Here is a 13,103-nt window from a genome sequence, read left to right on the forward strand (position 1 = left end):
CGGGTCCGCAGGGCGGTCGGGCGGGTGGCGGTGCGGGCGTACGGGTCGCGGTGGGGCGGTGCGGGGCGCGGTCGTACGGTGCGTGGTGGGTGGGGTGGCAGGTGCGTGGTGCGGGGCCGTTGTGCGGTGCGGGGGCCGTTGTGCGGTGCGCGGGGCGGCGCGGGGCCGTCGTACGGTGCGGCCCGGTCCGTACCGTGCGGCCCGGTCCGTACCGTGCGGCCCGGTCCGTACGGGGCGAGCCCCCTTCTTGTCCGCCTGCGGGCCGGTCGGCTCGCGGGCTTACGGGCTTACGGGCTTACGGGCGGTGCGTGCGTATGGCGGCGTTCCGCTTCCTCCTCTCCTCCCTGCCGGACCCCCCGCCGGGGTCCGCATATGCCCGGCCGAGTTCATCTCCCGGAATTCCGGAAAGCCACTCCCTCCTGGGTACCCTCCCCGGGCTCCGGCGGCTCCCGCGCGCCCCCGGCGATGCCCCCGTGCGCCCCGCACCCCGGGCCGGTGCCCCTCCCCGCGCGCGGCCGCTCACGCGGGGTCGCGCCCACCCCGTAACCCGGACTCGCGGCGGGAGTTGTGCTGTGCGTGGAAGAGACCCTCGGCGTGACCGGAGCAGGCAAGATCCCCTCGCAGCAGCGCGGTGAGCCACCGCTCCATAGCGCGGTGCGGTACGCCGAGGACCGGCACTGGGACGTCGTCCCCGGCGTCTGGCTGGAGACGGCCAAGGGCGTGGAGCGCTGCTCCTGCGGGGAACGCGGCTGCCCGGCCCCCGGAGCCCACCCGGCGGACGAGAACTGGGCGTCCCAGGCGACCGGCAGCGCGACCGTGGCCCGCAAGCTGTGGACGGAGCGGCCGACCGCGGCGGTCCTGCTGCCCACGGGCCGTACCTTCGACGCGATCGAGGTGCCCGAGACGGCCGGTTTCCTCGCGCTGGCCCGGATGGAACGCATGGGTGTGACGCCGGGCCCTGTCACCCGGGCGCCCGACCGCCGCATGCGGTTCTTCGTCCTGCCGGGCGGCGCGGCGAAGGCGGGCGACCTGGTCCGCGCTCTCGGCTGGTCCCCCCGGGCACTGGGCCTCACCGCCCTCGGCGAGGGCGCCTGGATCGCCGCCCCACCCACCCGCTTCGGCGGCCAGGGCGCCGTCCAATGGGCCCGCCGCCCCACTTCCGCGAACCGCTGGCTCCCCGACACCCAAGAACTGATCAGCCCGCTGGCATACGCCTGCGGCCGAGACACAGCACCGAGTTCCTGACGGAGGCGGGGAGCTACGGGCACGGGCGAGGCGGATATCGGCAGGGCGGGACGGGACCGCTGCGGGCGCAGGCGAGGTCGGCGTTGAGGGGGCGGGAAGGAGCGCGACCGCTGCGGACACCGGCAGGGCGGGCAGAGGGCGGAGCCGGTTGTTGGCGGGGCAAGGCGGAACACGACCGCTGCGAGCGCCGGGGGGAGCGGACATAGGCGGGCCGGCCATTGGCGGAACGAGCGTTGCGAGGCCGGCGTTGGCGGGGCGGGGGGACTGGGGGGCGGATGGTTGTTGGGGGGCGGGCGTTGACGGGACGGGAGGCGCGCACTGGGGGCAGAGCGCGCCACCGCGAGCCCTGGTGGGGTAGGCGTCAGCGGAGCTGGCATTGACAGGGCGGACGTTGGCGGAGCGGGCGTCGGCGAAGCCGGCGTCGGCCGGACGGGCCCCAACGAGGCGGGCAAGGGCGAGACGCGGCCCCCAGGCACCGGCAGGGCGAACGTCAACGAGACGGACGTAGCCGGGCCGGACCCGGCGCGACCACTACAGGCACGCGCGGAGCGAACGCCGACCAGGCCAGCCGTTGACGCGGTAGATATCGGCGGAGCCAGCGTTGACTGGACGGGCCTCAAGCGGGCGGACGAGGCAAGACGGCGACCGCTACGTGCGCAGACAGGGCAGACATCGACGAGACGGGCGTAGTGAGCCCGGCGAGGCGCGACCACTACAGGCACAGGCAGGACGAACGCCGACCGGGCCAGCCGTTGACGCGGGGGATATTGAGGGAGCGGGCGTAGACGGGGCGGGTATGACGAAACCAGCGTCGGCCGGGCGGGCCTCAACCCAGCGGGCGAGGCAATACGGGACCGCTACGGACACTGGCGGGACAGACGTGAGCGGGGCCGGTCGTGGCGGGGCGGGCCAGAGTGGGGCGGACGTTGAGCGGGGCGCGACCGCTGCTGCTGCAGGCGGAGCGGACCTCGAACGGGTCGGCGTTGGCAGACCGGTCGTTGGCGGAGCGGGCGGGACCGCTGCGGCGTGGACGGCGCCGGGGGGGCGACCCTGCCTGCCTGGGCGGGGCAGGTGTTCGCGAGGTCGGCGTAGGAGAGACGGGCCTTAACGAGGCGGGCGGGCCGAGGCGAGCGCGGCAGCTGCGGGCGCGGCAGCTGCGGGCGCGGGCGAGGCGGACGGTGGCCGAACGGGGCCGGCTGGGCGGAGGCGTTGGGGCGCGGCAGGCGGGGTGGGAGGTCGTGAGGCGAGGTCGTGAGGCGCGAGGGACGGGCAGGCGGGGGGGACGCGTCACTCGCCATCCCGAGGAGCAGGCGGGCGAGGGCGGGAGGTCGTGAGGCGCGGGCGAGAGGCGTGGGGCGAGGCGGGGGGGGAGGCCCGCCGGTTGTCCGGGGAGACCTTCGGAGCGGGGGGAAGGGGGCGGACGCCTCACGCGGGCCTGCCCACGGGGCTTGCGGGCAGGGCGTGGGGGTGCTCGGCAAGGGGCCTGTGCGCCCCCGCACGCCGATTGTGCGCGGGGGCGCGCGGCGGCCCACCAGTCCTGCGGCGCAGGGTCGTTGCTCACCACGTACCCGCGCCACCCGACCGGGCCCCGACCTCAGCCACAACATCCACCGCTCGCCCATCACCGCCCGCTCACACTCCCGAGCAGGCATCACACCCCCGAGCAGGCAGCCGGGTGCCCGCCACGGCACCCCCGACCACGGCAGGTCGGCACCCGCCGCCGGGGCGGGGCGTCAACGAACGGCCGGGAACGAGCCCGAACCCGCCTTCGCAGCAACCCGTTTCAGCCCACCTGGTCACCGCCCAAGGGGGCGCCGTGCCCACCAGCAGGACAACCTCAGCCACAACGACCACCTACGCACCGCCCCGCTCGCGTCAGCCCCGACGAGCCCCTCCCCCCACGAGCCACCAGCCACCAGCCACCAGCCACCAGCCACCGACCATCGCCCGCCGACCGCCGACCGCCGACCACAACGGCCGCCCCTCCTCGACAGGCCGACGCTCGCCCCGACGCGGGCAGCCGACGGCCCCCCGTCCGGGGCATGGAACCGAAATCAGCCCCAGGAACCACCGCTTCGCCCCCTCGGCACCACTCAAGAGGCCAAGGCACCCAAGCTCAGCCACGACGGCCAACCGCCCACCACCCGACCCGCCGCGACCCTGAACCCAGCCAACCAGCCAGCCAGCCGCCGCCGACCACCAATCGCAGCGGCCCCACCCCATCGCGCCTGCGTCGCCCCCGGCCACGATCGGCCGACATCACCGCCGATACAGGTCTCGACAGACCCTCTGTCCAAGACCAGGGCTGAACCCGGCCCCATACATGGCTGGTTCGTCCACCGGTCACCACGCACAAGGTCAACTCGACCGCCAGCAAAACGACCTCACCCACAACGGCCGACCCTCCACCACCCCACTTCACCACGACCCGCCGAATGCCTCCCCCAGCCAGCCACCGCCCCCCCAACCACAGCGGCCGCGCCCCATCGCGGCGGTCACCCCTGGCCGCCGCTAGCCACTCCCCCCCCCCCGGTCGCTGCGGTCACCCCCGGGCACAGCAGCCGCCGCTACGGGGAGTCGGCGGATGCCCGGCCGGAGCCAGAACCGAACCCGCCCTCACGCCGCGCCTGTTCGCCCAGCGGAGCCGTTCACGGGGCAACACGCCCGCCGACATGGCAAGCTCAGCCCACAACGACCCACCACCCATCACCCCGCTCGCGACGATCCCGGCGGAGCCCTTCTCCCTCCCCCCACCCACCGACCGCCGAGCACAACAGCCGCACCCGATCACGGCGGCGCCCCCCATCACAGCGGTCACCCCAGACCACTGCGGCCGCTGCCCCTGCCATCGTGGTCACCCCCGGCCACCGCGCCCCCGGTCGCGGCGGTCGCACCCCGGTCACAGCGGCCGCGCCCCCGCCACAGCAGGCGCTTCCCCCGGTCGGCCGTGACAGGTCGGCACGGCCGTGACAGGTCGACACCCGTCTCCGGCGCGGGGCGCCGACGCGCACCGGCCGGGGCCGGGCCGAACCCGGCCCGGGGGGCGGTTCGGGCCGCCGCGCGCCGGTCAGGCGGTCAGCGCGCCCGCGAGGAAGGGCTCGACCGCCTCCCGCCACGCCTCCTGCCGCTCGTAGTGGGCCAGATGACCCACTCCCCTCAGCTCCGCGTACTGTCCGCGCGGCAGCACGCGGACCATCTCCTGCGCCTCGGCCCGCCCCAATTCCCCTTCCGTTCCCCTCAGCACCAGCGTCGGGCAGGCCACCTGGGCCAGTTCGTCCCAGTGCGAGTCATGCACCCATGCCTCGCGCGAGGTGATCATGTGCTCCGGTTCGAAGGCGGGCCGCCAGCCGTCCCCCACCCGTTCCATGACCTCCGCGTAGTAGGCACCGCGCGCCGCGTTCGGCCGTTCCAGCCAGGGATCGCCCGCCGCGAACCACTTCTCCGCCTCGGCGTACGAGGCGAACGGCAGCGGCCAGCCGCGCAGCCAGTCCACCCACTCCCGCTGTGCCGCGATACCGAGCGCCGAAGCGCGCATGTCCGAGATCACCAGCGCCCGCACCGACTCCGGGTGCTGCGCCGCGAACTGCCAGGCCGTCAGCGCACCGAGCCCATGCCCTATCAGCACAGCGGGCCCGAGCCCCAGCCCCTCCACCACGGCACGCACGTCCCCCACGTACGCCGCACGCGAGTACGGCCCCACCGGACGCTCGCTCGCCCCGTGGCCGCGCTGATCGAGCGCGATCACGCGGTGCCGTTCCGCGAGCCAGCCCGCGCTCCCCGCCCAGTGCGAGGCCCGTCCCAGCAGCCCGTGCAGCAGGAGCACACCGGGGCGCGAATCCCCGCTCCCCGGCCCCGCCCCCGCGTGCTCCCACGCCGCGAGCCGCACTCCGCCCGCCCCTGTCACATCGATCCGGCGCACCATCGGTTCCGGCACCCCCAGTCGTTCCTGTCCACACTCCGCGCGGTGCCCCCGAGCCCCGCGAACCGCACGCTATCGAAACATCATTCGATTTCCGGCGGAAAACAACGGTTTTCCACCCAAGACCCCTCGTACGAGTGACAGCCGAGGAAGGTTGACGCTCGTGGCGCGGGGGAGATCTCAGCCGAGGGGCGGGTTCCTCGCGGAACGGACCCGCCCGGGGGTGACCCTGAGAGCTCGGGGCTCCGGGTCAGCGCAGGGGGGATCGGGTCCCGGCGTCGCAAGGCGCCGGGACCCGGCGCACGTACGGAGCCTCCCCGAGGGGCCAGCGCCGGTCTCGACCGTCCCATCGCGTCAGACTGACACGGCAAGCCGGTCAGCGCTGCCCATCCGGCCCAGAAAAAACCAAAACCGGGAACACTCCCCGCACACCGGACGCCTCCGATCCGCTTCCAATCCACCCGAAACGGCGCAAAACCTGGGGAACCCGCGCCCGGTCCCCCGACGCGCGGGGAAGAGATCCGGCCACCCCGGCCATCCGCCCCCGACCACCCGCCCATTCCCGCCGCCCCGCCGTCCCGCCCCCGCTCCGCGTCGCTCGGGGCCACCACCCGCCCGAAGAAGGGGGACCGCATCCCGTCCGGTACGGGCCCCACGCTTCCGGTACGGAGCGCCGCGCACCCGGGGCCCGGCGCGCGAGAGGCCACGGCTGACTCCCTCGCGAGCTGCGGGCCGCCCCGTCCCCGTACCGGCGCGGCACCGTGCCCGTACCGCAGCGGCCCTACCTCCGTACCGGCCCGCACGGCTCCGCCCCGTACCGCCACGAACCGCCGCCCCGGCCGTGTACCGCCGCTCCGGACCCGTGCATCGTCGCGGACCGCCCCGTAGTCGTGCCCCTACCGCGCGCAGCGGCGTGCAGGCATGGCGAAGGCACGCCTGGCGGTCGCCGCGCGCGGGCCGCGGTGCGCCCGCGCGGTGGCGCGTGCGCTCCCCCGCCCGGCCGCGCCCGCCGCCCGCCTCAGCCCTTCGCGACGAAGACGTGCGAGGCGATCTCCGAGTCCAGCTCGGCGGCCTCGCCGCCGCTGCCGACCAGGACGCCGCCCGCCGCGCGCGTCACGCTCACCACGGCGCCCGGCTGGACGCCCGCGCGGCGGAGCGTGTACATGAGCTGCGCATCGGTCTGGATGGGCTCGCCGATGCGGCGCACGATCACGTTCTTGCCCTCGCCGCCCGGCTCCAGATCGGCGAGCGAGACCATCCCCGCGTCGAGGAAGGGATCGGCCTCGGACTGCTCGCCCAGCTCCTCCAGGCCCGGGATCGGGTTCCCGTAGGGGGACTCGGTGGGGTGACGCAGGAGGTCGAGGACGCGGCGCTCGACCGCCTCGCTCATGACGTGCTCCCAGCGACAGGCCTCGGCGTGGACCTGCTCCCACTCCAGGCCGATGACGTCGACGAGGAGGCACTCGGCGAGCCGGTGCTTGCGCATGACCCGCGTGGCGAGGCGGCGGCCCTCCTCGGTCAACTCCAGGTGGCGGTCACTGGCGACGGCGACGAGGCCGTCCCTTTCCATGCGCGCCACCGTCTGGCTGACGGTGGGGCCGCTCTGGTCGAGCCGCTCCGCGATGCGGGCGCGCATGGGCACCACACCTTCCTCCTCCAGTTCGAGGATGGTGCGGAGATACATCTCCGTGGTGTCGATCAGTCCGGACATCCGTGCCCCTTGATGCTGTGACCGCCGAGGGGTCCCGGCGATCGGTGTGCGCTGGCCCTGCCGTCAATTCTGACGCATCCCACCGACAACCGGCCCGGGCCGAACGGCGGGGGTCTTCCACCGGCCTTTCCCACCCCTCCCGCCTCTCCCCCGCGCCCCACCCGGGCCCTGTTGACAGCCCAGGTGCCGGGGCCGCACCGTGAGCGACGGCACACCGCCGTGCCACCCACCGCGCCGCCCTCGCCCGGGGCACGGGCGCCCGAGCAGGAGGCACGAGGCACGGATGAGCGCCGCCGAGACCACTTCCCCCGAGGACGCCGCGCCGACGGGACCCGGGACCGCTCCCGCAAGGCCCGGAACCGCTTCCGAGGGGCCCGTGCTCGTGCCTGCGGGGCCCGTCCCCGACACGGCTCGCCGCTACCTCGACGCGGTGACGGCGCTGCTCGCGCGCGTGCGGGACGAGGAGGCGGTGCCCGGCGGTCCCGTCGAGCGTGCCGCACGGCTGCTCGCGGCGACCGTGACGGCGGGCGGGCGGATCTTCGCCTTCGGGGCCGGGCACTCCTCGCTCCTCGCACAGGACCTCGTCTACAAGGCGGGCGGGCTCGCGCTCGTGAACCTGCTCACGGTGCCGGGCACGCTCGGCGTGGACGTACGGCCCGCGACGCTCGGGTCGGCCCTTGAGCGCGTCGAGGGTCTCGCGGGGACCGTGCTCGACCAGTCGCCCGCGGCGGCCGGCGACCTGCTCGTGATCATCTCGCTCTCCGGACGCAACGTCCTGCCGGTCGAGATGGCGGTACGGGCGCGGGAGAAGGGGCTGAAGGTCATCGGCGTCACCTCCGCCGCGTACGCGGGGCACAGCGCCCCGGACAACCCGTGGAACTCCTTCCTCGCCGAGCACTGCGACGTCGTGCTCGACAACAAGATCACCGTGGGCGACGCGGAGCTGAGCGGCGACGGCATCGCCGCCCCCTTCGGCCCGGCATCGACCGCCGTGACCAGCGCTCTTCTCCAGGCAACGACCGCGACGGCGGCGGCACTCCTCGCCGCCGAAGGCACCGAGCCGCCCCTGTTGCGCTCGGGGAACGTGCCGGGCGGACGGGAGTGGAACGGCGAGGTCTTCGCGCGACACCGGGAACGGATCTACTACCAGCACTGACGGCCGGGGGATTCTCGCGGGGCGGGGGCGGGGGCGGGGGCGGGGACGGGTGCGACGGGCTCGTGCGGGCGCGACCGGGACGGGCGGGGGCGGTAGGGACGGGCGGACGCGACCAGGACGAGCGGGGGCGCCGGGGACAGTGGGGGCGGTGGGGGGTGGGGCGTCTCGGGTGTCGGGCGCTCGTCCCACGTAGCGGCCGGTCTCACTCCCCGTACGGCTCGTGGCTCGCGTACGGCTCCTGGTCGGCGCGCGGGGCGGGGGCGAGGAGGCGGGCGAGGTCGACGGCGCCCGCGACGCGCAGGGCGATGGATTCGGCGTACTGGGCGTCCGAGCGGTCGAAGGCGTGGCGCCCGGGGCCGCGCAGAAACGTCACGACACCAAGCGTGAGGCCGCGGCTGCGCAGGACGGCGCACAGCGCGTGCTCGGTCTCGCGAGGCCAGCGGTGGCGGTGCGACCAGTCCTCGCGCTCCTCGTCGTCGACGCCGCCGTGCCAGCTCGTACGTACCGCGCCCGAGCGGCGCACCGCCCGTACGGCGGGGTGCGCCTCGCCGTAGCCGACCGGCAGTCCGACTCCGGCGAGCGCGGTACGGAGGGGTCCCGGACCGCCCCCTGGCGTCATCGCGCCCCGTACGAGACGCGGCGTGCCGCCGTTGCCCTCGGGCTCGTGGTGGGCGGCGGGGGTGTCGAGCAGGTCGACGAGGGCGTGGTCGGCGAAACCGGCGAGGGCGAAATCGAGGTGGACCATGACCGCCTCGCCGGGGTCCTCGCACTCGGCCGCGGCGCGGCAGGCACGCTGCGACTGACCGGAGCGGAAGCGCAGCTGCGCGCTCTCCTGCTCGGCGAGCCGCGCCTCGGTCACGTCCTGGAAGAACCAGCCGACGCCGAGCGGCACCGGCTCCTCGCTGAGCGGCGAGGAGAGCCGTACGAATCCGGAGCGCCAGCAGCGGCGCGTCGCGCGTTCCGTCTCCTCGCGGACCGTGACCCACAGCTCGGCGGGGGCGGGCGGGGCACCTTCGGCGAGTACGTGCGTGAGCGCGCTCTCCAGCTCCTCGACACCCTGGCCGAGGAGGTCGGCGAGCGGCCGGCCGAGCAGCGCCGTGCGCCCGGTGCCGAGCGCGCGCGCCGCGTAGGCGTTGACCGCGGCGGGCCGCAGATCGGCGTCGACGAGCACGACCCCCCAGGCGGCGTCGTCGAAGAGCGCCTCGCCGAGGGCTATGGAACGCTCCAGGTCTATCTGGGTGTGGACCTCGCTGAAGGCGCAGTACACCCCGGCCGGACGGCCGTCGGTGTCCCGTACGGCGGCGGACTGGACGCGGACGAGGACACGGCCGCCGTCCTTGGTGAGCAGCGCGAACTCGTGGACCTGACGCCCAGGGGCGCGCATCGCGGTGGCGAGCGAACGCCACATCTCGCCCGCGTCGGCCTCGCGCGCAGCCCAGCCGCCGAAGCCCTGCCGGCCGACGGCCTCCTCCGGGGTCCAGCCGAGGATGCGTTCCGCCTCGCGGTTCCAGTGCGTGACGACACCGTCCGTGTCGAGCGCGCACAGGGCCGCGTCCATGCCGTCGAGCAGTGCGGCGAGCAACTCCGAGTCGTCCCGCCCGGGAGCGCCGTGCACTGGCTCCGCGGCACCCTGCTGCCCGTCCGTGGTCCCACCGCGAGCACCTGGATCGTCCGTGGTCCCACCGCGCCGGGAAACACTCACCCTGGCACCCCCTGCCGTACGTACGTCATTCGTACGTCTGCCTTGCCTGCGCTGAATTGAACTCCACCGTGACACAGCACACAGCGGCTTCGCGTAAATCGTTGCGCGGCAGTGATGCGGGTGAGGGGCGGCGGGGTGCACGTGGGGGGCGTGTTCGGGGGCGCGTTCACGGTATGGGGTGGGGTCGCCACGGAGGGGGGTCGAGGGGAGGGAGGACGAGGGGGGAGGACCGGGGGGAGGACCGGGGGGAGGACCGGGGGGAGGACCGGGGGGAGGACCGGGGGGAGGTGGGCCGAGGTGGGGGGGCAACCGGGGGGAGCGGCGGGTGGTGCGGGTGAGCCGCGGGATTGCGCGCCGGGGGGGTGGGCGGTGGCCGGCGAGGGTGGTGCGGGACGGGCGGTGCGGTGCGGGGGGGGGGAGGCGAGGGGCGGGCGGGCAGCGGGGTGGTGCGTCTGGGCGAGGGCGGGGGGTGGGGAGTTGTTCGGGTGGGGTGGGCTGGGGTGCGCGGGTGCGGGAGCGGTGTCGGGCGGGCCTGTAGTGGGGGGACGGGGCGCAGGCGGGGTGGTGTGGGGGGATCTGCGGCGTGAGTGTTTGAGGAAGGGGGAGGCGGCGGGCGATGTCGCGAGGGCCGCAATTCATTCCCGGCGCGGGGCGCCGAACGCCGGTTTTCGTTTCCGGCGAAAACCCTTTGCCTCTCACCCGGAGCGTTCTTACAGTGGTAAGCACATGAGAAGGGAGGTGGTTCGGAGAATGTATGACTACCGGACACGTGAGGTGACTGCGGGCTAGCGGCCCCTGTCCCCGCACTCTTGTGCGGTGGCCGGAAGCGTGTGGAAGAACCGGACCGGGAAACCGGACTGGTTCACGTCGCCGCCGGCCCAATCCCAGCAGTACACCCGACCCGCAAGCCGCCGGTATGTCCGGCCGGCTCTCCCGCAAGGGAGACCACGGCTTGCGGGTCGACTGCTTTTGTCGACTGTGTTTCTGGGGGGCTGCCCTTGGCCTCGCCCACAAGACAGCCCCCGCCCTCCCAGGGGGCGGCCCCAATACCAGTCTTCCGCAAGTCCGCCCCCGCCCAGCCCCGTCCCGCCACATCTGTGGATAACTCGGCGGAAGTCTTTCAACGCCTCACTCATCAGGGTGAGGCGCGTTTTCCGTACGCGGGCTGAGCAGGAGTTTTCCACAGCCGTTCGGGGGATTCCGCGCGCCCGTCAGGGGCTCAGTCGTTCGAGCTTCCACTCCGACGCCGAGGCCGGCGCCGCCTCTCCCGTACGGCGATAGCGCAAACGGTCGTGAAGACGGTTCTCCCGTCCCTGCCAGAACTCGACCGTCTCCGGCGTCACCAGATAACCACCCCAGTGCGGCGGTACGGGCACCTCGCTGCCCTCCGGATACCGGGCGGCGAGCCGTGCGTACCGCTCGTCGAGCACCTCACGCGAGGCGACCGTCCGCGATTGCTCGCTCGCCCAGGCCCCGAGCTGCGAACCGTGCGGACGGCTGTGGAAGTACGCCGCCGTCTCCGCCCTGTCCAGGTGCGCCGCCGTACCGGTGACGAGGACCTGGCGAGCCATCGGATGCCAGGGAAAGAGGAGCGCGACATGCGGGTTCTCCGCGATCTCGCGGCCCTTGCGGGAGGTGTGGTTGGAGTAGAAGACGAATCCACGCGCCGCGTACCGCTTCAGCAGCACCGTCCTTGAACTGGGCCTGCCACCGTTGTCCGCGGTCGAGAGGACCATAGCGTTCGGCTCGAAGATCCCCGCGGCGACCGCGTCAGCGAACCAGCGTCCGAACTGCTCCATCGGCTCGGCCGCGAAGTCCTCGGCCTCGATTCCCCCGGCCCGGTACTGCTCCCGCATCTTCGCGGGATCGAGTACGTGCGCCCGCCGCACACTCCCGTCGGGCTCCCGCTCCGCGTCCCCGCCTCGCGCCTCCGGCGCGCTCTTCTCCTCGCTCACAACGCCATCCTGCCGCACCGGCCTCACCCCACGTGTCGCCCACGTCACGACAACCGCCCTCACCGGGAGGGGTGACCCGCCCTTTTACCGGGCATGACGCAGAAACGCACCCGGTGGGCGAGGGCCGCCGGCGGCGAGTCCGTCCTCACGGCGCGGCCCTCCCGGCTGGAGCGTACGGTCACGAGGGCCACCAGGAGCGTCGGGGCCGCGAGGGCCGGGTCGTCCCGGCCGGAATCACGGTCGCCGCGAGATCACTGTGAGACGAGGAGCAGCGAGATGTCTGATTTCGTGCCCGGCCTCGAAGGGGTCATCGCCTTCGAGACGGAGATCGCCGAACCCGACAAGGAAGGCGGCGCCCTGCGGTATCGCGGCGTCGACATCGAGGACCTGGTCGGCAAGGTCTCCTTCGGCAACGTGTGGGGACTCCTCGTCGACGGCTCCTTCACTCCCGGTCTGCCACCGGCCGAGCCCTTCCCGCTGCCGGTCCACACAGGTGACATCCGCGTCGATGTCCAGTCCGCGCTCGCCCAGCTCGCCCCCATCTGGGGTCTGCGGCCGCTCCTCGACATCGACGCCGCGCAGGCCCGTACCGACCTCGCACGCTCAGCCGTCACCGCGCTCTCGTACGTCGCCCAGGCGGCGCGCGGGCAGCAGTCGCCGATGGTCCCGCAAAGCGAGATCGACAAAGGCCGCTCGATCGTCGAACGCTTCATGATCCGCTGGCGCGGCGAACCCGACCCCCGCCATGTGAAGGCAGTGGACGCCTACTGGACCTCGGCGGCCGAGCACGGCATGAACGCCTCGACCTTCACGGCCCGCGTCATCGCCTCCACAGGCGCCGACGTCGCTGCGGCGCTCTCGGGAGCGGTCGGCGCGATGTCGGGACCGCTCCACGGTGGCGCCCCGTCCCGCGTACTCGGCATGCTGGAGGAGGTCGAGCGCACCGGCGACGCGACAGCCTACGTCCGCCGAATCCTCGACTCCGGCGAGCGCCTCATGGGCTTCGGCCACCGCGTCTACCGCGCCGAGGACCCACGCGCCCGTGTGCTGCGTCGTACGGCCAAGGAGCTCGGCGCCCCCCGCTTCGAGGTCGCCGAGGCCCTGGAGAAGGCCGCCCTCGACGAGCTGCACTCCCGTCGTCCGGACCGAGTGCTCGCGACCAACGTCGAGTTCTGGGCCGCGATCATGCTCGACTTCGCCGAAGTCCCCGCCCCGCTCTTCACCTCCATGTTCACCTGCGCCCGCACGGCCGGCTGGTCCGCGCACATCCTGGAGCAGAAGCGCACCGGCCGCCTGGTCCGCCCCTCCGCCCTCTACACCGGCCCCGGCAGCCGCGCGCCCGAGGACATCGAGGGGTACGCGGACGCAGTACGCGTCGACAGCTGACGTCCCCAGCCGCAGGCCCGGGAGTTCCG

General features: G+C 74.1%; 7 protein-coding genes. 3 read left to right on the forward strand and 4 right to left on the reverse strand.

What is annotated here, in order from left to right; genetic code table 11:
- Positions 1-576: 576 nt before the first annotated feature.
- The gene (locus ACQYWQ_RS12655) at positions 577-1,245 is read left to right on the forward strand and encodes a bifunctional DNA primase/polymerase (protein ID WP_431034555.1); all 669 of its coding nucleotides are present in this window, start codon (positions 577-579) and stop codon (positions 1,243-1,245) included.
- Between the two features lie 3,067 nt (positions 1,246-4,312).
- Here ACQYWQ_RS12655 and ACQYWQ_RS12660 read toward each other — a convergent pair.
- The gene (locus ACQYWQ_RS12660) at positions 4,313-5,167 is read right to left on the reverse strand and encodes an alpha/beta fold hydrolase (protein ID WP_431039168.1); all 855 of its coding nucleotides are present in this window, start codon (positions 5,165-5,167) and stop codon (positions 4,313-4,315) included.
- 1,015 nt (positions 5,168-6,182) lie between these two features.
- Complete coding sequence (locus ACQYWQ_RS12665; protein WP_431034557.1) at positions 6,183-6,875, reverse strand: metal-dependent transcriptional regulator; 693 nt, start codon at positions 6,873-6,875, stop codon at positions 6,183-6,185.
- Positions 6,876-7,158: 283 nt separating this feature from the next.
- Between ACQYWQ_RS12665 and ACQYWQ_RS12670 the strand changes: the two genes are divergently transcribed.
- On the forward strand, positions 7,159-8,031 hold the full coding sequence (locus ACQYWQ_RS12670; protein ID WP_431034558.1) for an SIS domain-containing protein: 873 nt from the start codon (positions 7,159-7,161) through the stop codon (positions 8,029-8,031).
- Between the two features lie 202 nt (positions 8,032-8,233).
- Here ACQYWQ_RS12670 and ACQYWQ_RS12675 read toward each other — a convergent pair whose 3' ends face one another.
- Positions 8,234-9,589 (reverse strand): PAS domain-containing protein, encoded by a 1,356-nt coding sequence (locus tag ACQYWQ_RS12675; RefSeq protein WP_431039169.1) that lies wholly within the window; start codon positions 9,587-9,589, stop codon positions 8,234-8,236.
- Positions 9,590-10,944: 1,355 nt separating this feature from the next.
- Positions 10,945-11,589, reverse strand: coding sequence for a pyridoxamine 5'-phosphate oxidase (gene pdxH / locus ACQYWQ_RS12680; protein WP_431039170.1), 645 nt, complete (start codon positions 11,587-11,589; stop codon positions 10,945-10,947).
- A 375-nt stretch (positions 11,590-11,964) separates the two neighbouring features.
- On the opposite strand from pdxH, the gene ACQYWQ_RS12685 reads away from it, so the two are divergent.
- Positions 11,965-13,074: a citrate synthase 2 gene (locus ACQYWQ_RS12685; RefSeq protein WP_431034559.1), complete on the forward strand. Its 1,110-nt coding sequence runs from the start codon at positions 11,965-11,967 to the stop codon at positions 13,072-13,074.
- Positions 13,075-13,103: the final 29 nt, after the last annotated feature.

It is taken from the genome of Streptomyces sp. P6-2-1, assembly GCF_050613165.1.
In the GTDB taxonomy this organism is placed as follows: domain Bacteria; phylum Actinomycetota; class Actinomycetes; order Streptomycetales; family Streptomycetaceae; genus Streptomyces.

What these genes read in the sequence shown, in the direction of transcription:
- ACQYWQ_RS12660 (WP_431039168.1), bottom strand. Translation starts at nt 5,167, where the DNA reads ATGGTGCGCCGGATCGATGTGACAGGGGCGGGCGGAGTGCGGCTCGCG.
- ACQYWQ_RS12665 (WP_431034557.1), bottom strand. Translation starts at nt 6,875, where the DNA reads ATGTCCGGACTGATCGACACCACGGAGATGTATCTCCGCACCATCCTC.
- ACQYWQ_RS12670 (WP_431034558.1), top strand. Translation starts at nt 7,159, where the DNA reads ATGAGCGCCGCCGAGACCACTTCCCCCGAGGACGCCGCGCCGACGGGA.
- ACQYWQ_RS12675 (WP_431039169.1), bottom strand. Translation starts at nt 9,589, where the DNA reads ATGGACGCGGCCCTGTGCGCGCTCGACACGGACGGTGTCGTCACGCAC.
- pdxH (WP_431039170.1), bottom strand. Translation starts at nt 11,589, where the DNA reads ATGCGGGAGCAGTACCGGGCCGGGGGAATCGAGGCCGAGGACTTCGCG.
- ACQYWQ_RS12685 (WP_431034559.1), top strand. Translation starts at nt 11,965, where the DNA reads ATGTCTGATTTCGTGCCCGGCCTCGAAGGGGTCATCGCCTTCGAGACG.